Origin of the sequence: Kitasatospora sp. NPDC057015 (genome assembly GCF_042673745.1) — a bacterium.
GTDB lineage: Bacteria > Actinomycetota > Actinomycetes > Streptomycetales > Streptomycetaceae > Kitasatospora.
This window is the reverse complement of record NZ_JBHUSG010000048.1, coordinates 47,127-66,160: the sequence shown is the minus strand read 5'-3', so window position 1 is coordinate 66,160 and position 19,034 is coordinate 47,127. Positions and strand designations below refer to the sequence as shown.

Sequence of the window (19,034 nt, the reverse complement as noted above, 5' to 3'; positions counted from 1 at the left end):
CCATCCCGTGAGGCGCCCCACCCCCATCACCCCGGGGGCCAGGGGCGCCTCACGCGTTTGCCCACCTCAGGAGCCCGGCCGGCCCTACCCTGCCTCGGCGCGGATGAAGCGGGCCAGTCCGGCCACCCCCTCGACGATCTGACGCTCGGTCAGCGAGCTGATCGAGAGCCGCAGCCGGCACTCCCCGCCACCCGCCGGGTAGAACGGCGCCATCGGCGTCCAGAGCACCCCGTAACCCCGTGCGCAGCGCTCCATCGCGGCCTCGTCGGCGGCGAAGGGCACCGTCAGGACGGCGAAGAAGCCGCCCTCGGGCCGGTTCCAGTCCAGCCCGAGCCGGGCCCGCTCGGGTTCGGGGAAGTGCCGCTCCAACTCCCGCAGCAGCGTCTCCAGGTTGGCCGCGTAGAACGCGGTCGCCGGGGCGTTGGCGGCCCGGAGCCGGCAGTCGGCGCGCAGCAGCATGCCCCCGATCACCGCCTGGCTGAGCGCGGGCGTGTTGACCGTCGTCATGCTCTTGAGCTTGGCCAGCTCGTCGGCCAGCAGGGACAGCCGCCCGCCCGGCCCTGCCACCTCCTGGTCGGCCACCACGTAGCCGAGCCGGGCGCCGGGGAAGCAGGTCTTGGCGAAGGAGCCCAGGTAGACGACCTGCCGGCGCCGGTCGAGCGCCTTCAGGGTGGGCCGGCTCCCGGGTTCGCGGGCGAAGAAGCCGTACGGGTTGTCCTCGATGACCAGCAGGCCCTCCGCCGCCGCCACCTCCAGCAGGCGCACCCGGGCCGGCGTGAGCATGCTCGCCCCCGACGGGTTCGCGAAGTCCGGCACGACGTAGAGGGCGCGCGGACGCCGGCCGGCGGCGCGGACCGCCCGGGCCGCGGCGACGACGGCTTCGGGGTCGGGTCCGCCACCCGGGCCCTCCGCCACCGGCACGGTGCTGAGGTCCAGCAGCCGGGCGGCCCCGGTGACGCCGACGTAGCAGGGCGAGCTCACCAGCAGCACGTCGTCCGCGGTGGCGCAGAGCGCCCGCAGCACCAGCAGCATGCCCTCCTGGGCGCCGACCGTGAGCACCAGGGACTCGGGCGGGACGTCCAGCCCCTCGTCGTTGGCCAGGGTGCGGGCCACCAGGTCGGCGATGACGCCCTTGGTCGGCCCGTACTGGAACAGGGTGGTGCGGACGGCCTCGCGGTCGAGCCCGCGCCCGGCGAGGTGGGCGAGGTAGGCGTCCAGGTGGTCGTGGACGTCCGCCGGCTCGAAGAAGCCCTCGTAGGGGCGCCCGGGGGCGAAGGAGACCGCGTCGGGGTAGCGCGAGGTGACCTCGTTGAGGAAGGTCATCGCGTCGAGCAGCGGGTCGGCGAGGGAGGCGTGCAGGTCACCGAGCGCGAGCGGCACGACCGGGGCGGGCGCGGCGCCGGCGGCCGGGCGCGGCGGCGCGCTCACCGGAGGGCCTCGCGCAGCCGCTCGGCGGCGTACCGCTGGGCCTCGCGGCCGGCGTCGAGCACTCCGGCCATGGCGAAGAAGCCGTGCGGCATGCCCGGGTAGCGGCGGAGCTCCACCGGGACGCCGGCGCTCCGCAGGGCCTCGGCGTACTGCTCGCCCTCGTCGCGCAGCGGGTCGTACTCGGCGGTGATCACGGTGGCCGGCGGCAGCCCGGCCAGCTGCGGCGCGCGCAGCGGGGAGGCCAGCGGGTGGTCGCCGTCGGCGGCGTCGGCCAGGTAGTGGCTCCAGTACCAGCGCACCGAGCGGCGGTTGAAGAGCGCCGGGTCGTCGTTCTCGCGCAGCGAGGGGGTGTCGGCCCGGTGGTCGGTGTTGGGGTAGACGAGCAGCTGGTGCCGCAGCGCGGGGCCGCCGCCCTCGTCGCGGCCCAGCAGGGCGAGGGCGGCGGCCAGGTTGCCGCCCGCGCTGTCGCCGCCGACGGCCAGCCGCAGGGGGTCGACGCCGAGGTCGGGGGCGTACCGGGCCAGCCAGTGCAGGGCCGCCCGGCAGTCCTGGACGGCGGCGGGGAAGGGGTGTTCCGGCGCCAGCCGGTAGCCCACCGACACCGTGACGCAGCCGGCCGTGTTGGTGAGCCGCCGGCAGATCGCGTCGGAGGTGTCGAGCGAGCCGAGGGTCCAGCCGCCGCCGAAGAGGTAGAGCAGCCCGGGGAGGGGCCCGGCCGCGGGCTCCTGCGGCCGGTAGAGCCGCAGGGTGAGCGGGCCGCCGGGGCCCTCGATCGTGTGCTCCTCGACCGCCGCCACCGGCTCGGGGGTGCCGGCGGCGGCCTGGATGTCGGCCAGGTCGGCCGCCCGGGCCTCGGCCGGGGTCAGGGTGTACAGGGGCGGCGCCCCCGAGCGCGAGCGGCGCTCGCGCAGTTCCTGTGCCTGGGGGTGCAGTGGCATGGGTGTCCCGTCGTTCGGTGCTGGGCGGCGCGATGTGCGTGAGTACGGCGTCCGTGCGGCGCGGGGTCCGTCCGCTGCGGTGTCCGTGCGGCGCGGGGTTCGTGCGGTGCGCTGCGCTGCAAGCGCGGTGCGGCGCGCACGGGAGAAGGCGGCCGGGGTGTCAGCGGTCGGCCTCGACGTAGATGGTCTCGTCCGTGCGGAACGCCGTGTCCAGATCCGCGACGTCGGGGCGCGAACCCCGGCGGTAGGAGCACTCGCGGATCTGCTCGGGGCCGAACCCGGCCCTGGTCAGCACGTGGCGCAGCTCGTCCAGGTCGTAGATCCACTGGTGGCCGTAGTAGCGGAAGATCTGGTTGACCAGGAAGGCCGGGCGGGCCGGCATGGGCGGGCCGAAGCCGAGCATCCCGAGCCGTCGCCGGTGGCGGGCGAGGAAGCCGTCCTCGGTCGCGTACCCCACCAGGTAGCGGGCCAGGTCGGGCGTGGTGATCCGCAGGACGCCGCCCGGCCGCAGGACCCGGCGCGCCTCGCGCAGCCAGCCCACCGCCACCGGCATCGTCACGTGCTCGATCAGGTGCTCGGCGTAGACCCAGTCCACGCTGGCGTCGGCGAACGGCAGCGGCTCGGAGATGTCGAGCTGGGTGAAGGAGCGGTCACCGTCCACCCGGTAGAGGGTGCCGGGCTCGGTGGTCGCCTCCGGGCTGCTGAGCGCGGCCAGGTCGGTGCCGAGGCCGGCCGGGTGCGCCGTCCGGAAGGCCGCGAACTCGATTCCGGTGAGGCCGAGTTCGAGGAACTCCTCGCGGTCGCATGGCAGCCGGGGGGCGATCGGTTCGAGCTTCCCGCAGGTGGCGACCTGCTCGCTGAACCCGTCGAGCAGTTCGGCGAGGCCGTCCGGATCGTCCCAGTCCCAGCCGGGGAAGGAGTCCTGCTTCTTCATGTCCGCTGTTCCGCCTTCTCTTGCCGATGTGCCGGTTGTTCGGGTACTTCTCCCCGGGCGCCGCCGGTCGGCCCCGGCCAGGCAGCCAGCGCGCTCCGGTCGAGGTCGCGCAGCCGGGGGCGGCCCAGCAGGGCCATGGCGTCGTCGAGTTCGCTCCGCAGCAGGCCGAGGACGCGGTCGACGCCGGCCTCCCCCGCCGTGGCCAGCCCCCAGAGCACCGGCCGGCCGACCAGGACGGCGCGGGCGCCCAGCGCGAGCGCCACCGCCACGTCCGTTCCGGTCCGCACTCCGCCGTCGACCAGGGCCGGAACGTGCGACGGCAGCGCGTCCACCACCTCCGGCAGCGCCGCGAGGCTCGGCAGCGCGCCGTCCAGCTGACGGCCGCCGTGGTTGGAGACCACGACGGCCGCGGCGCCGTGCTCGACCGCGAGCCGGGCGTCCTCCGCCGTGAGGATCCCCTTGAGGACGATCGGCAGGCTGCTGCGCCCGCGCAGCCAGGCCAGATCGGCCCAGCTCAGGGTGGGGTCGAACTGCTCCCTGGCATGGGACTCGATGCCGGAGGAGCCCGCCGCGCCGCGGTGGCTGGCGGCCATCAGCCGGGGGTCCAGGTTGACGGCGCGCACCCCCGCCGGGATGGTGAAGCCGTTGCGGGTGTCGCGCAGGCGCCGCCCGATCCGCGGCGCGTCCACGGTCAGCACCAGGGCCCGGTAGCCGGCCTCCTCCGCGCGCTCGATCAGCCCGGCCAGGGCGTCCCGGCGGCGCAGCCAGTAGAGCTGCAGCCAGAGCGGCCCGGTGGCGGCGGCCGCGATCTCCTCCAGGGTGCGGCTGGCGAAGATGCCGGCGACCAGCAGGGCGCCGGCCCGGCCGGCCGCGCGCGCCGTCGCGGTCTCCCCCTCCTCGTGGACCAGCCGGTGGTACGCCATCGGCGCGATCCCGACCGGGATGTCGAGGGCGGATCCGAGCAGGGTCAGTGCGGGGTCGCAGGACGAGACGTCGACCAGCGTACGCGGACGGAGCGCGTAGCGGCCGAACTGGGCGAGGTTGGCCGCCAACGTCCGCTCACCGCCGCTGCCGCCTTGAATGAAGTCCCAGAGCTCGGAGGGGAGTCGGGTCTGGGCCTCGCGCTCGACCTCCGCCAGATCGAACGGTCCCACGGGCATAGTCGGGCTTCCTCTCCCGGACGGCCGCGCTCGGACCAGTCCCGGATCGGCAGCGTAGGAGGTCCAGACCTCATTGGTATAGACCTTGATTTGACGATTCGTCTGTGCGATTGTCTGGATTCGGAATTGACCGCACCTCTTGTGAACCGACGTCCATATCGACCTCCTCTGTGTGGAGTGGCGTTGACCGGCTTTCCCTCCTCTTCACATCCGCACGCAGAAGCCCCGCACGACTGGGTGGAGCGGTTCCTCCTGGCCGGCCCCGACGACGAGGAGTGCCTCCACCTGGGCTCCGCCGTCGACCGCGGGACCTTACGCGGCCTCGTCGCCGAGCAGGCCGAACGGCTCACCGCCGCCGGCCTGGCCGCCGGCGGGACGGTGGCCCTACGGCTGCCGCCCTCGCTGGGCTTCGTGACGGCGCTGCTGGCCGGCTGGCAGATCGGCGCCCAAGTCGCCCTGCTGGACCACCGCCTGACGGACCATGAGATCGATCTGGCGACCGAACGACTGCGGCCGCAGGTGCTGGTCGGCTCGGCGCACCGGCCCTCGGCGGCGCTGCGCGGCTTCGCCGAGACCGATCCGGTCGCGGTGCCGCTCGCGGCCGGCCGGGCGGCGGCCACCGGGCACGCGCTGGTCCAGCTCAGCTCCGGGTCCACCGGGCCGTCCAAGGTCATCGCCCGGACGGCCGCGGACCTGCTGCGCGAACTCGACTGCTACGCCGGCCTGGCCCGGTTCCCCGGCGCCGGCGAGCGGGTGGTCCTGCTCTCCTCCGTGGTGCACGTGCTCGGCCTCGTCGGCGGGCTCCTCAACAGCCTGCACGTCCGGGCCCCGTTGACCGTGCCCGAGCGGATGACGGCCGCCGGCATCCTGGCCGCCGTCGCCGCGGACGAGCGCCCCACCACGGTGATCGGCGTGCCCTTCCACGCCGAACTGCTGGCGGCGGTGGCGGCTCCCGCACCGCTCCCGCAGCTGCGCCGGATGATCGTGGCCGGCGAACTGGTCCGGCCCGGCCTGCCCGCGGCGTTCACCGCCCGGTACGGCGTGCCGCTGGGCACCATGTACGGCATGACCGAACTCGGGGTCATCGCGACCGACCTGGACGGTACCCTGCATCCGCAGGCGCAGCCGGTTCCCGGAGTCGAACTGCGCGAGGAGTCCGGCGAGTTGCACATCCGGATGGCCGCCTCCCCGTACCCCGGGCTGGTCGACCCGAGCCGGTGGTCGGACGGCTGGCTGCACACCAGGGACGCCGGCCGGCTGGACGGCGCCGACGGGCGGGTCACCGTCCTCGGCCGGCGGGACTCGCAGGTCTCCATCGGCGGCCTCAAGGTGGACCTCACCGAGGTCGAGCAGACGCTGGCCGCGTTTCCCGAGGTCCGGGAGGCCGTGGTGGTCTTCGCCGAGGGAGCCGTCGAGGCGTTCCTGGCCGCGGACGAGGCCGCCGACGCGGACGCCGTCCGTGACCGGCTGGTCCGCCAACTGGCCGCCTACAAGAGGCCGCGACGCCTCACCTTCCTCGACGCACTGCCGCGGACCGCCACCGGCAAGCTGCTGCGGGACCCGGCAGCCCTGCGCGGCGCCGTGGTCGCGCCCGCGGCGGGCTGACCCGCCCTCCGGGGCCCCGGCCCCGCCCCCTTTCCACCGCACCGCATTCGCCCCTCCCCGACACCGCGCGCAGCGCACAGCACAAGGAGTTCACCATGCAGGACAGGATCCGCGAGTTCGTCCTCGCCGCGCTGACCGAGATGCAGTACGACGTGTCCGAGGTCACCGGCGACACGGACCTCGGCCCGGCCGGACTGGACCTGGAGTCGCTCGCGCTGGCCGACCTGTCGGTGCAGGTCGAGGACGAGTTCGGGGTGAAGTTCGACCTCGACGAGATGGAGGGCACCGCGCTGATGACACTCGACGAGTTCAGCGCCGACGTGGCCGCCCGGATCGCCGCGGGCGCGGCCGCGACCCCGACCACCGCGGGCAGCCCGGCGTGACCCGACTCGCACCCCCCGACCGGGCCGAGGTGCTGGAGATGCTCGCCGCCTTCGGCGACCGCTCCGCCGGAGCCGTCCAGGACGCCCTGGGGTCGCTGGAACTGACATGGCTCATCGCGGAGTTCGAGCAGCGCTTCGACATCGAGCTGGAACTCTCGGACGAGGGCTTCGAGGAGATCCGGACCGTGGACGACGCCACCGAGGTGCTGCGGGCCGCCGTCCTCGCCGCGCACCGGGGCTCGGCCGACGCCACCGCGGGACACCCGCCGGCCGCCGGAGCCGCCCGGTCATGACTGGCAACGTCCCGCCCGCCGCCCGGCCGGTCGTCACCGGTCTCGGCGTCCTCAGCGCCTGCGGCTCCGGCCCCGGCGCGCTGGCCGCGGCGGTCACCCACGGCCGGACCGGCTTCGCCGAGGTGGACCGCTTCGACGTCACCGCCCGGCGGGTCCGGCGGGCGGCGCTGCTGCCCGGACGCGTGCCGCTCGGCGACGCCGTCGCGGGCGTCATCGCCGACGCCTGCCGGCAGGCCGCCCTCGGCCCCGACGCCCCCGACGCCGATCCGGAGTCCGGGGCCCCGGAGCGCGGCAGCGCGGACCGGACCCCGCAGGACGGCGCCGCGATGCCCCTGCTGCTCGCCCTGCACAGCGATCTCCGTACCAGGGAGGTCGCCGCGCGGGTCTCGCGGGCGGTGGCGGGCCGCTGGGGGATCACCGGTGTGACCAGGGTCTACACCGGCGCCTGCGTCGCGGCCGGCACCGCGGTGGCCGACGCCGCCGCCCTGGTCGCCTCGGGCCGCCACCCCCGGGTCATGGTGGCGGCCGGTCACCTGGTGGACCCGGGGGTGTTCGCGACCTTCGACGCCGGCCGGGCGCTCGCCCGGGACGGCGAGCTGCGGCCGTTCAGTGCCGGCCGGACGGGCACCCTGCTCGGGGACGCCGCCGTGGCCGTCGTCGTGGAGGCCGAGCCGGCCGCCGAACGGCGCGGGGCGCCCGCACTCGCCCGGCTCGCCGGCTGGGGCAGGTCCGGTGACGCGTACCACGTGTGCCGTCCCGTCCCGGACGGCGAGGGGCTGGCCCGGGCCATCGGCTCCGCACTCACCAGGGCCGGCGCCGACCCCGCCGAGGTCGGGTACGTCAATGCCAACGGCACCGGCTCGCCGCTCGCGGACCGGGCCGAGGCGAGCGCGCTGCGGCGGGCCTTCGGCCGGCACACCGAACAACTCCCGGTCAGCTCCAGCAAGTCCGTACACGGACACGCTCTGGAGGCCTCCGCCCTGCTCGAACTCGTCGTCACCATCGGCGCGTTGCGCGAGGGCCTGCTACCGGTGAACGCCAGCTGGCTGGGCCCCGACCCGGACCTCGGCCTGGACCTCGTGCTGGACGGGCCGCGCGCCGCCCGCCCGGCGTACGCGCTCAGCCTCAACTCCGCCTTCGGCGGCGCCAACACCGCACTCCTGGTGGCCGCCGGATGAGCCGGCTCCGGATCCTCGCCGAGGGCCGCTGGCCCGACCCCGAAGCCGTCGGGGCCCCGGATCACCGGGACGCGCTCCCCCCGCTCGCGGGCTTCACAGCCTCCTCCTTCAACCCGCTGGTCGCCGAGACCGCCGAGCGCTGCCTCCGCAGCCACTTCGGCCCGGCCGAGGCCCGGGGGCCGGTGTCCAGCCGGACGGCGCTGCTGCTGGCCAGCGGCAGCGGCGACCTCGCCACCGCCCTGGCCATCGACACCGCGGCCGCGTCCGGGCAGCGCGTGCCGCCGCTGCTGTTCTTCCAGTCCAACCCCAACGCCGTCCTCGGACTGGTCGCCGCCCGCTGGCGGTTGACCGGGCCCGTGGTGGCCGTCAGCCCGGTCGCGGCCGTCCCCGGTGAAGTCCCGCCGGACGCCCTCGACCTGGCGAAGCTGCTCCTCGCGGACGGCGACGCCGACCAGGTGCTCGTCATCGGTGCCGAGCAGACCCCACGGACCGATCCCGGCGAGGCGGGCGGCCCGACCGGCCGCACCGACCCGTCCGGGCCGGCGACCCCGTCGTACCAGGACCGGGCCGTCGCCCTGCTGGTCACCCTCGCCTGAGCCCGGCCGAACCCGCTCCTGCCGAACACCCCCGGCCGGAGCCGCGTCGACCGATCGCCCACCGAGCAGCCACCCGGCACCCGTCGTCCGCGCACCGCCGCCCGGAGACCGCCCGACCGGCCCCCCGGACCGGGGCCCGACCACCCGGCCACACCCCCACCCAGCCGTACCCAGCCACCCGCACCCACACCCGAGCGGTCCCCGCACACCGCCTCTCGCACCAGCATGGCCAGCGCCATGGGAGGGATCCATCACCGTGAGCATCCGCAGCATCCGCACCCTTCTGGCGGACGATCCGCAGGTCGGCGCAGGCAACGTGCTGACCAAGAGGATCGCGTTGGGACTCGGCCTGGACGAGCCACTGCTGACCTTCGACACACCGGTGGACGACCACGCCGCCTGGCAGCCCTTCACCCTGCGCGAGCTCGACCGCGCCGTCCGCGCCCGCGCCGCGGCGCTGCACGCGCTCGGCGTCCTCCCGCGCGACCCGGTGGTGGTCTACGCGACCGACGCCGCCGACCACGTGCTGGCCTTCCTCGCGCTGGCCCGGCTCGGTGCGATCCCCGCCCTGCTCAACCCGAACCTGGACGGTGAGCGGGCCGCCCGCTACATCAGCCGGCTGGGCGCCGTCGGCGTCCTCGCCGACGCCGCGCACCTGGCGGCGCTCGCCGGACACGACACCGCCACGCCGGCCCTCCCCGAGATCGCCACCCTGGGGTCGGGCGACCCGGACGCCGCGCCCGAGCCGTACCGCCACTGGTCGGGCGACCCGGTCGCGATCACCCACTCCTCCGGCACCACCGGCATGCCGAAGGCCGTGGTGCACTCCCACGCCAGCCTCTACGCGGCCATTCGCCACCGCCTCTCGCTGCCCCGCCCGCAGGGGTCCGACCGGATGCTCAGCGCGCTGCCCGCGCCGCACGCCGCCACCCTGATCGCGGTCAACCTGGCGCTCAGCTCGCACGCCGAGATCGCCCTGCTCTCGCGCCAGTCCGGTGACGGCGTACTGGACGCGATCGAGAGCTGGCAGCCGCGCGGCGTGATCGGCTTCGCCGCCACCTGGGCCGAACTCGCGCACCACGACCTGGGCGAGCGCGGCCTCGACTCGGTGGCGCTGTGGTGGAACACCGGCGACTGCGCGCACGAGGTCCACATCCGGCGCCTGATCGCCACCGGTTCGCGCGAGACCGTCACCCGGGCCGGCCGCGCCCGCACCCCCGGCTCGCTCTTCGTGGACGGGCTCGGCTCGACCGAGATGGGCCACTCGCACTTCTTCATCACCCACGGCCCCGGCACCGAGCGCTACGGCCGCTGCGTCGGGCGCCCGCACGCCTTCGTCGACTGCGCCGTGCTCGGCCCGGACGGCGAGCCGCTCGGCCCCGGCGAGGTCGGCGAGCTGGGCACCACCTCACCGACCCTGGCCCTGGGCTACTGGAACGACTCGGCGACCACCTTCCGCACCCGGGTCCGTGGCTACTTCCTCACCGGCGACCTGATGTACCGGGACGAGGAGGGCTACTACTACCACGTGGACCGAGCCGTCGACTCGGTCGAACTCGGCGGCGGCAAGCGGCTGTTCACAGCCATGTCGGAGGAGCGGGTGCTGGCCGGCTGCCCCGAGGTGGTGGACTGCACGGTGGTCGCGGTACGGGACGGCGACCGGGTGGTCACCGACATCCTGCTGCAGCTCGCCGCCGGCGCGGACCCGGCCGTCGACCGCACCAAGGAGGTCACGGCGGCGCTCGACGAGCACACCGCGGCGACCGTCCGGCAGGTCCTGGTGGTGACGGGCGACCGGATCCCGCTCGGCCCGACCGGCAAGGTCCGCAAGGTCCTGCTGCGCCAGCAGTACCTCGACTCGGTGGCCGCCCGATGACCGCGAACCCCGCCGCCGGCGCCCCGGCCGGCCGGCCCGGCGCGGTGGTCACCGGGATGGGCCTGCTCACCCCGGTCGGCCGCAAACCCGCCGAGGTCTTCGAGGCGCTGACCGCCGGCCGCTCCGGCATCCGGGCCCTGCCCGAGGGCCACGCCGCGCACGGCTGGCTGGAGGCGGCGGGCCTCGCGCAGGCCGTCGAGGGCCGCGAGGTGCTGCCGCCGACCGAGACCCGCTGCGTGGACCGCTTCGTCCTGCTCGCCCTCGCCGCCGCCGACGACGCCCTCGCCGACGCCGGACTCGTGGTGGGGCGGGACGTCGATCCGCGCCGGGTCGCGGTCGTGCTGGCCACCGGCGGCGGCGGGCTGCAGACCTTCGAGCAGCAGTCGCACCGGCGCCTGGACCGCGGCCGCACCGGCGTCAGCCCCTACCTGCTGCCCGGCATGCTGTCCAACATGGCCGCCGCCCGGATCGCCATCAAGCACGGTATCCGGGGCTACAGTTCGGCGGTGGTGACGGCCTGCGCGGCCGGTGCCCAGGCGGTCGCCGAGGGCCTGCGGCTGATCCGCGCCGGCGACGCCGACGTGGTGGTGTGCGGCGGCAGCGAGTCCTCGCTGCACCCGACCATCGCGGCGGCCTTCACCAACGCCCGTGCCCTCGCCCATGGTTGGGAGGATCCGGAGCGGTCGAGCCGGCCCTTCGACACCGGCCGCAACGGCTTCGTCCTCGGGGAGGGCAGCGGCGTCCTCGTCCTGGAGCGGACCGCCCACGCGGACGCCCGCGGCGCCGCCGGCTACGCCGACCTGATCGGATGGGGCGCCTCCACCGACGCGCACCACCCGACCATGCCCCGCCCCGACGGCGAGGGCGCGGCGGACTCGATGCGCGCGGCGCTGGCCAACGCCGACCTCGCCCCGGCCGACATCGGCTACGTCAACGCGCACGGGACGGGCACCAAGCTGGGCGACCTCGCCGAGTCGGCCGCCCTGCTGGCGGTCTTCGGCACGCACCAGCCGGCCGTCAGCTCGACCAAGGGGTCGACCGGCCACCTGCTGGGGGCGGCGGGAGCGGTGGAGGCGGCGGTCACCGCGTTGGCGGTCGCCCGGGGCGTGCTGCCGCCGACCGCCAACCTGGAGAGCCCCGACCCGGCCTGCGCCCTCGACCACGTGCGCGGCGCGGCCCGGACCGTCCGGCCCGGCGCCGCGCTGACCAACGCCTTCGCCTTCGGCGGCCACAACATCAGCCTGATCTTCGGCCCGGCGTCCACCCGCGCCGTGAAGTAGCAGTTCACCTGTCAGACCATCAGTCCGGGGAGCTCCGTTGTCCATCCAGGCCATCACCCATGTCGAGTACCACTGCGCGGACGCCGCCCGGTCGGCGGCCGACCTCCGCGCGGGCTTCGGCTTCGCGCCCGACGCCCACCAGCCGGTGCCCGAGCCCGGCACCCGGAGCGTGTACCTGCACCAGGGAGCCATCCGGCTGCGGCTCCACTCGGCCGAGTCGGCCGACCACCCGGTGGCCCGGTTCGTGGCCCGGCACGGGGACGGCGTCGCCGTGATCGCGCTCGGCTGTCCGGACCCGCAGGCCGCGCTGGAGCGCGCCGAGCGGCACGGCGGGATCGTGCTCGACCGCGCGGGCGGGCTGGTGGCCGGCTTCGGCGACGTGGCCCTGCGGTTCGTCGCCGACACCCCCGCCGCGGTCGAACCGGCGGCGCCCGGCGACCTCCTGGAGGCCCTCGACCACGTGGCGATCTGCGTGCCGGCCGGGGAGCTCGCCCCCGCCGTGCGGTTCTGCGAGGCGGCGCTCGGCTTCCACCGGATCTTCGGCGAGTACATCTCGGTCGGCGAGCAGGGCATGGACTCCAGCGTGGTGCAGAGCGCCTCGGGCGCGGTGACCTTCACCCTGATCGAGCCGGACACCGAGCGCCGACCGGGGCAGATCGACACCTTCCTGGAGGCCCACGAGGGCGCCGGGGTCCAGCACCTCGCGTTCCGCACCCGTGACATCGCCACCGCGGTACGGACCTGCCGCGAGCGCGGCGTCGAGTTCCTCAGCACCCCGGGCGCCTACTACGACGGCCTGGCCGGACGGCTCGGCGAGACCGCGATCCCGGTCGCGACCCTGCGCGAACTCGACGTCCTGGTCGACCAGGACCACGGCGGGCAACTGTTCCAGATCTTCGTCCGCTCGGTGCACTCCCGGCGGACCTTCTTCCTGGAACTGATCGAGCGCCAGGGCGCCGGGACGTTCGGCACCGCCAACATCAAGGCCCTGTACGAGGCCGTCGAGCGCCAGAACGCCACCGCGTCCGTCTGAGCGACCGGCCGCCACCGCGGCGGCCCGCCCCGGACACCACGCACCGACCGAACGAGGAGGCCCGGCCCATGACGACCGTCCCGCACACCGACCCGCAGGCATTCCGGCTGACCGACGCCGAACGCGCCCTGCTGCCCACGCCCGAGGAGGTCGAGGGCTACCTCGAACACGGCTGGTACCTGTCCCGCCGGCTGTTCTCCGACGAGGAGCTCGACACCCTCCAGGACGCCACCGAGAAGTACTACGAGGGGCACCGCGACCGCACCCTGGCGGTCCGGCCGCCGAACCTCGCCGCCTGGGAGCCCTCGCACGGGCCCGTCCAGCGGCACAACGACTACGTGCACTACGAGAGCGACGCGATCGGCGCGATCCTGCGCAAGCCGCTGCTCGGCGCGGTGGCCGCCCTGCTCGCCCGGGCCGAGGAGATCCGGATCTTCCAGGCGACCCTGATCTACAAGCCGCCGGTGCCCGAGGAGCCCAGCAACCAGGTGCCCTGGCACTTCGACCGGCACTACTGGCAGACCAGCACCTCGGAGCGGATGCTCACCGCGTTCATCCCGTTCCACGACTGCGCGCAGGAGAACGGCACCATCACCATGGTCGACGGCAGCCACCGCTGGCGCGAGCTCGACTCCGGCGAGGACTCCAGCCGCCACTTCGCCCAGCGCGACCGCTCCGAGCTGGAGGAACTGCTGCTGGAGAACGCCCGGTTCAACGGGCAGCAGGTCACGAAGGTCCCGATGCTGATCCCCCGCGGGCACGTCAGCTTCCACCACTGCCGCACCTACCACGGCAGCGGCGCCAACCTCGCCGCCGACCCGCGCCGGGCCGTCTCGCTGCACCTCCAGGACGGCGCCAACGAGTACCGCCGGCACACCCGCCCGGACGGCGGCACCGTGGTCTACAACCACGACGTGGTGGTCCGCCGCACCGCCGACGGGCGCCCCGACTACGCCGACCCGGACATCTGCCCGCCGATCTGGCAGGGCGCTCTGTGACGGTCAGTCACGTCGTCGGCCTGGAGAGCCCCGAGGGCAGGTACCGGATGCTGCGGCTGATCCGCGGCTTCGAGGAACTGGCCCTGCGCCTGGTCCGGTCCGGCGCGATCACCGGTGGCATCCACCCGTACATCGGGCAGGAGGCCGTCGCGGTCGGCGTCTGCGCGGCGCTCGGCCCGCAGGACCGGATCACCAGCACCCACCGCGGCCACGGCCACGTCCTCGCCAAGGGCGCCGACCCGCGCCGACTGCTGGCCGAACTGACCGGCCGCGTCGGCGGCTTGAACCTCGGCCGGGGCGGCTCGATGCACGCCGCCGACCTCTCGCTCGGCATCCTGGGCGCCAACGGGATCGTCGGCGCGGGCGCGCCCATCGCCGTCGGCGCCGCCTGGGCCGCCCGCCAGGCGGGCGAGGACGGGGTGGCGGTCTGCTTCTTCGGCGACGGCGCGCTGAACCAGGGCGTACTGCTGGAGTCGCTCAACCTGGCCGCGATGTGGCGACTGCCGGTCCTGTTCGTCTGCGAGAACAACGGCTACGCCACCACCCTGCCGGCCGCCACCGCGGTGGCCGGCAGCGCCGTCGGCCGCGCGGCCGCCTTCGGGATCCCGGCCGTCGAGGTGGACGGCATGGACACCGAGGCCGTACGGGCGGCGAGCGATCTCGCCGTGCACCGGGCCCGCGCGGGCGAGGGGCCGACCTTCCTGGAGTGCCGGACCTACCGCTTCGAGGGGCACCACACCATGGAGCGCCGGATGAAACTGCGCTACCGCACCGCCGAGGAGATCGAGGACTGGCGCGCCCGCGACCCGCTGCCGCGGGCAGCGGCGACGCTGGGGGCCGGCCGCACCGAGCAGCTCGACGCCGAGGTGGAGCGGGAGCTCGCCGAGGCCGAGGAGTTCGCGCTGGCCTCGGTGCACCCCGACCCGGCCGGCGCCCTGGACCACCTGTACGCCGACGGGTACCGGCCGCGCGCGGGAGTGGTCGCGTGAGCAAGCTCTCCTACACCAAGGCGCTCAACCGGGCGCTCGGCGACGCGCTCGCCGACGACCCCGCGGTGTTCCTGCTCGGCGAGGACATCGGCGCCGGACTGGCCGGACCGACGCTCGGCCTGCTGGACCGGTTCGGCGCCGACCGGGTGGTGGACACCCCGCTGTCCGAACAGGCCTTCACCGGCATGGCGGTGGGCGCCGCACTGGCCGGCCGGCGGCCGGTGATCGAGTTCCAGATCCCCGCGCTGCTCTTCCTGGTGTTCGAGCAACTGGTGAACCAGGCCCACAAGTTCTCCCTGATGACGGGTGGCCAGGCGAGCGTGCCGCTGACCTGTCTGGTCCCCGGCTCCGGCTCCCGGGACGGCTGGGCCGGGCAGCACTCGGACCATCCGTACAGCCTGTTCGCCCACTCCGGGGTGAAGACCCTCGTCCCGGCCACCCCCACGGACGCGTACGGCCTGCTGCTCTCGGCGATCCGCGACCCGGACCCGGTGGTGGTCTTCGCCCCGGCCGCCGCTCTCGGCGTCCGCGAGAACGTCACCTGGGAGCTGGCGCCCGTCCCGTTGGGCTCGGCCCGGATCCACCGCGCGGGCACCGACGTCACCGTGGTCGCCGTCGGCCACCTGGTGCACGACGCCCTGGCGGTGGCCGAGGAACTCGCCGGGGAGATCTCGGTCGAGGTCTTCGACCCCCGCACCCTGTACCCCTTCGACTGGCCGGCGCTCGCCGCCTCGCTGGAGCGCACCGGCCGGCTGGTGGTGGTCGACGACTCCAACCGCAGCTGCGGCATCGGCGGCGAGGTGCTCGCCACCGCCGCCGAGGAGATGCGCCTGCTCGCCCCGCCGCGACGGATCACCCGGCCGGACGGCGCGGTGCTGCCCTTCGCCCCCGGGCTCGACCGTGCCCTGCAGCCCGGTCGGGAGCAACTCCTGCATGCCATCAGGTCAGTTGTGAAGAATCCGTGGCGCTGACGCACTGGTCCTGCCAGAATCGGCGCTCCGCAGTACACCGGCCCCGCCCCCCACACCCGCCTGCGCCGACGGCAGGCCTGCCCCGAGGAGCCTTCAGATGTCCACCAACCGCTACCACTGGGACCGTTCGCACCCCGGCCTGTCCGGCCTCCAGCAGGCGATCGAGCCGCTGCGCCGCGAGGTCGTCGAGCACACCGTCTACGGCGGGCTCGACAGCATCGAGCGGGTCCGCGTCTTCCTCGACCGCCACGTCTTCGCGGTCTGGGACTTCATGTCGCTGCTGAAGAGCCTCCAGCGCGAACTCACCAGCATCGACGTCCCGTGGGTGCCGTCCGGACCGACCGCCAGCCGCCGGCTGATCAACGAGATCGTGCTGGTCGAGGAGAGCGACGAGCTGGGCGAGGGCTTCATCAGCCACTTCGAGCTCTACCTCGACGGCATGCGGCAGGCCGGCGCCGACCCGGCCCCCGTCGAGTCCTTCCTCGACCTGCTCCGCGCCGGCACGCCCGTCCCGGCGGCGCTGAAGGAGGCCGGCGTGCCGCAGGCGGCCGTCGACTTCACCTCCACCACCTGGGAGATCATCGAGAACGCGCCGGTGCACTGTCGCGCGGCGGCGTTCGCCTTCGGCCGCGAGGACCTCATCCCGGACATGTTCGCCCAGGTCATCAAGATCGACGACCCGGACGGCGTGCTCACCGTGTTCAAGGACTACCTCGCCCGCCACATCGAGGTGGACGGCGAGCAGCACACCCCGATGGCCATGCAGATGCTGATCGACCTCTGCGGCGACGACACGGCCAAGTGGGAGGCCTGCGCGGAGACCGTCCGCACCGCGCTGCGGGCCCGGGTGGCCCTGTGGACGGCGATCGAGGCGGCCTTCGCGGGCTGACCAGGCACCTCCGTACGCCCCCGGTGGGGCCGGCCGCCCCATCCGGGGATGCCGGCCCCACCGGGCTTTTCGGGTCGATCTCGGCCCGCCGCACGGTTCGGCGCCGCATGGCGTTCGACCTCGAGGACGCCACCGTCCCCCCACACTCGCCGTGCCCGGCCGCTGCGGAGACAGCCCCCACCCACCCGGTCGTCGGGCCGCACAATCCCACCCGCACGGGCGTCGGCGAGCCCGTTTCTGTTCACATACTCGAACATTTCTCGCTATCATGAACTTCTTCAGCCGAGCGCCTGACGTTAATAGACCGTCAAACGCACCTGAAACAGCAGGACTTGCTGCCGAGATGCCCAAACACAGGAAGTACTTCTCCAGAATGCCATTCTGGCCGTAAGGCGATGTCACCCGAGTCGGAGCGGCACGAATTTCATATGTGACCAGAACCTTGTCAGTCCGTCAGACGCGGCCCTAACCTCGCGGACAGCAACGCTTCCCCTTCGCAAGCCACGTTCCGGTTGATGCGGCCGTCACGGCATCGACCGCGACTTCCGCATGGGCCGATGCCGGTGCGGGGCATCACGCAGGCCGTCGGCCGACGCCGAACCGGTCGCGTCGGGGAGGGCACTCGTCACCGGACCTCTGCGGGACCGCCCCGGCGACAGGGCGGCGTTCCCGACGGTCCGTCGGCAGGGCCGTCGTTCGACCGTACTGAGCAGCAACACCCGTAGTTCGAGACCGACTTGGGAGATGGACATGAGACGAACAGTCGCCCTGCGACTCTACGCGACACTCGCCACGACGGCCCTGGCGGCCGCGACCGGTGTGGTCGTGGCGATTCCCTCGGCATCGGCGGCAGTGACCGGCAGCGCCACCGGCTACGCGTCCCAGAACGGTGGGACCACCGGCGGTGCGGGCGGGCAGACCGTGCGTGCGACGACGGGGACCGCGATCCATGCGGCCCTGTGCGGACGGGCCAGCGCCAGCACCCCGATCACCATCGAGGTCGAGGGCACCATCAACCACGGCAACACCGACAAGGTGTCGGGCGCCGGCTGCAACACCGCCGCGGGCGTCATCGAGCTCAAGCAGATCAGCAACGTCACGATCGTCGGCGTCGGCAGCGGCGCCGTCTTCGACCAACTGGGCATCCACATCCGCCAGTCCAGCAACATCATCATCCGGAACGTGACCGTCAGGAACGTCAAGAAGTCGGGCTCGCCCATCTCCAACGGTGGTGACGCCATCGGCATGGAGACCGACGTCCGCAACGTCTGGGTCGACCACGCCAGCCTGGAGGCCTCGGGCGGGGAGTCGGCGGGGTTCGACGGCCTCTTCGACATGAAGGACAACACCCAGTACGTGACGCTGTCCTACAGCACCCTGCGCAACTCCGGCCGCGGCGGCCTCATCGGGTCCAGCGAGACCGAGCTCTCGAACAGCTTCATCACCTTCCACCACAACCTGTACGAGAACATCGACTCCCGCGCGCCCCTGCTGCGCGGCGGCACCGCGCACATCTACAACAACTACTACGTGAAGCTCAACGAGTCCGGGATCAACTCCCGGGCCGGGGCCCACGCCAAGGTGGACAACAACTACTTCAAGGACTCCAAGGACGTCCTGGGCACCTTCTACACCAGCGCGGCCGGCTACTGGCAGGTCGCCGGCAACATCTTCGACAACGTGACCTGGTCCAGCCCCGGCACCGACAACAACCCCGCCGGGCCCGACGTGAAGTCCACCGCCACGGTCGGCGTCCCCTACTCCTTCAGCCTCGACGCGGCCTCCTGCGTGCCGGACATCGTGACCCGGACGGCAGGGGCCGACAAGGGGCTGAAGGTGTCGAACGGCAGCTGCACGCCGCAGACGCCGTCACCGACCCCGACCACCCCCACCGCCAGTCCCACCACCAGTCCCACCACCACGCCCACATCCACCCCGACCCAGCCCAGCGGAACCAACCTCAGCATCGGCGCCGGTGCCGACGGCTCCAGCAAGGCCGCCGGGACGAGCTACGGCAACGTGAAGGACGGCAACCTGACCACCTTCTGGTCCCCGGCGGGCTCCACCGGTTCCGTCTCGGTCAAGTGGTCCTCCCCCACCGCCGTGGGCGGCGTCACCATCCGGGAGGCGGCGGGCTCGGCGGGCAGCATCGGATCCTGGCGCGTCCTCAACGGTGACACCGGCGCCGTCCTGACCTCCGGCAGCGGAGCGGGCGCCATCGCCGTCCCCCGTACCTCGCTGAGCAAGATCACCTTTGAGATCACCAGCTCGACCGGAACGCCGAAGGTCGCCGAGTTCGAGACCTACGCGGGTTGACGGGTCGGTCCCGTCGTCCGGGACCGAGCCTGTCGGGGACCTCGGAGTCCCCGGGCGGAGGGGCACGGTGATCGGGCAGGCCCGACTTGCTCTCGCAGGTCCGCCGCCTGCTTCGAAGCGAGCCGATGCCCCTCCGTCCGCGTTGCCGAGCAGGTTCGCGATCGGCG

Annotated in this window: 17 protein-coding genes; 13 read left to right on the top strand and 4 right to left on the bottom strand. The window is 74.0% G+C overall.

Features of this window, described 5'->3' with window-relative positions; all coding sequences use genetic code 11:
* Nucleotides 1–84 precede the first annotated feature (84 nt).
* The 4 genes from ACFTWP_RS33100 to ACFTWP_RS33085 form a co-directional block, all read right to left on the bottom strand.
* On the bottom strand, nucleotides 85–1,428 hold the full coding sequence (locus ACFTWP_RS33100; protein WP_380268671.1) for a PLP-dependent aminotransferase family protein: 1,344 nt from the start codon (nucleotides 1,426–1,428) through the stop codon (nucleotides 85–87).
* On the bottom strand, nucleotides 1,425–2,366 hold the full coding sequence (locus ACFTWP_RS33095) for an alpha/beta hydrolase (protein WP_380268670.1): 942 nt from the start codon (nucleotides 2,364–2,366) through the stop codon (nucleotides 1,425–1,427). Before ACFTWP_RS33095 ends, ACFTWP_RS33100 begins: the two co-directional genes overlap by 4 nt.
* A 160-nt stretch (nucleotides 2,367–2,526) precedes the next feature.
* Nucleotides 2,527–3,300: a methyltransferase domain-containing protein gene (locus ACFTWP_RS33090; protein WP_380268669.1), complete on the bottom strand. Its 774-nt coding sequence runs from the start codon at nucleotides 3,298–3,300 to the stop codon at nucleotides 2,527–2,529.
* The gene (locus ACFTWP_RS33085; protein ID WP_380268668.1) at nucleotides 3,297–4,460 is read right to left on the bottom strand and encodes an alpha-hydroxy acid oxidase; all 1,164 of its coding nucleotides are present in this window, start codon (nucleotides 4,458–4,460) and stop codon (nucleotides 3,297–3,299) included. The genes ACFTWP_RS33090 and ACFTWP_RS33085 overlap by 4 nt, the downstream gene beginning before the upstream one ends.
* A 177-nt stretch (nucleotides 4,461–4,637) precedes the next feature.
* Between ACFTWP_RS33085 and ACFTWP_RS33080 the strand changes: the two genes are divergently transcribed.
* The 13 genes from ACFTWP_RS33080 (at nucleotide 4,638) to ACFTWP_RS33020 (ending at nucleotide 18,867) form a co-directional block, all read left to right on the top strand.
* The gene (locus tag ACFTWP_RS33080) at nucleotides 4,638–6,065 is read left to right on the top strand and encodes a class I adenylate-forming enzyme family protein (RefSeq protein ID WP_380268667.1); all 1,428 of its coding nucleotides are present in this window, start codon (nucleotides 4,638–4,640) and stop codon (nucleotides 6,063–6,065) included.
* Between the two features lie 95 nt (nucleotides 6,066–6,160).
* Nucleotides 6,161–6,448 carry a phosphopantetheine-binding protein gene (locus ACFTWP_RS33075; protein WP_380268666.1) on the top strand — a complete coding sequence of 96 codons (288 nt, stop codon included), beginning with the start codon at nucleotides 6,161–6,163 and terminating at the stop codon, nucleotides 6,446–6,448.
* The gene (locus tag ACFTWP_RS33070; protein WP_380268665.1) at nucleotides 6,445–6,741 is read left to right on the top strand and encodes an acyl carrier protein; all 297 of its coding nucleotides are present in this window, start codon (nucleotides 6,445–6,447) and stop codon (nucleotides 6,739–6,741) included. Before ACFTWP_RS33075 ends, ACFTWP_RS33070 begins: the two co-directional genes overlap by 4 nt.
* A complete protein-coding gene (locus ACFTWP_RS33065) occupies nucleotides 6,738–7,919 on the top strand; it encodes a beta-ketoacyl synthase N-terminal-like domain-containing protein (protein WP_380268664.1) in 1,182 nt (393 codons plus the stop codon). The genes ACFTWP_RS33070 and ACFTWP_RS33065 overlap by 4 nt, the downstream gene beginning before the upstream one ends.
* A complete protein-coding gene (locus ACFTWP_RS33060) occupies nucleotides 7,916–8,515 on the top strand; it encodes a hypothetical protein (protein WP_380268663.1) in 600 nt (199 codons plus the stop codon). The genes ACFTWP_RS33065 and ACFTWP_RS33060 overlap by 4 nt, the downstream gene beginning before the upstream one ends.
* 256 nt (nucleotides 8,516–8,771) lie before the next feature.
* Nucleotides 8,772–10,391 (top strand): class I adenylate-forming enzyme family protein, encoded by a 1,620-nt coding sequence (locus tag ACFTWP_RS33055; protein WP_380268662.1) that lies wholly within the window; start codon nucleotides 8,772–8,774, stop codon nucleotides 10,389–10,391.
* Nucleotides 10,388–11,671 carry a beta-ketoacyl-[acyl-carrier-protein] synthase family protein gene (locus ACFTWP_RS33050; RefSeq protein ID WP_380268661.1) on the top strand — a complete coding sequence of 428 codons (1,284 nt, stop codon included), beginning with the start codon at nucleotides 10,388–10,390 and terminating at the stop codon, nucleotides 11,669–11,671. Before ACFTWP_RS33055 ends, ACFTWP_RS33050 begins: the two co-directional genes overlap by 4 nt.
* Nucleotides 11,672–11,708: 37 nt before the next feature.
* Complete coding sequence (gene hppD, locus ACFTWP_RS33045) at nucleotides 11,709–12,704, top strand: 4-hydroxyphenylpyruvate dioxygenase (RefSeq protein ID WP_380268660.1); 996 nt, start codon at nucleotides 11,709–11,711, stop codon at nucleotides 12,702–12,704.
* A 68-nt stretch (nucleotides 12,705–12,772) separates the two neighbouring features.
* Nucleotides 12,773–13,702 carry a phytanoyl-CoA dioxygenase family protein gene (locus ACFTWP_RS33040; protein ID WP_380268659.1) on the top strand — a complete coding sequence of 310 codons (930 nt, stop codon included), beginning with the start codon at nucleotides 12,773–12,775 and terminating at the stop codon, nucleotides 13,700–13,702.
* Nucleotides 13,699–14,691, top strand: coding sequence for a thiamine pyrophosphate-dependent dehydrogenase E1 component subunit alpha (locus tag ACFTWP_RS33035; protein ID WP_380268658.1), 993 nt, complete (start codon nucleotides 13,699–13,701; stop codon nucleotides 14,689–14,691). Before ACFTWP_RS33040 ends, ACFTWP_RS33035 begins: the two co-directional genes overlap by 4 nt.
* Nucleotides 14,688–15,662 carry an alpha-ketoacid dehydrogenase subunit beta gene (locus ACFTWP_RS33030; RefSeq protein ID WP_380268657.1) on the top strand — a complete coding sequence of 325 codons (975 nt, stop codon included), beginning with the start codon at nucleotides 14,688–14,690 and terminating at the stop codon, nucleotides 15,660–15,662. The genes ACFTWP_RS33035 and ACFTWP_RS33030 overlap by 4 nt, the downstream gene beginning before the upstream one ends.
* A gap of 97 nt (nucleotides 15,663–15,759) precedes the next feature.
* Nucleotides 15,760–16,551, top strand: coding sequence for a DUF3050 domain-containing protein (locus ACFTWP_RS33025; protein WP_380268656.1), 792 nt, complete (start codon nucleotides 15,760–15,762; stop codon nucleotides 16,549–16,551).
* A gap of 750 nt (nucleotides 16,552–17,301) precedes the next feature.
* Nucleotides 17,302–18,867 carry a polysaccharide lyase family 1 protein gene (locus ACFTWP_RS33020; RefSeq protein WP_380268655.1) on the top strand — a complete coding sequence of 522 codons (1,566 nt, stop codon included), beginning with the start codon at nucleotides 17,302–17,304 and terminating at the stop codon, nucleotides 18,865–18,867.
* Nucleotides 18,868–19,034 lie beyond the last annotated feature (167 nt).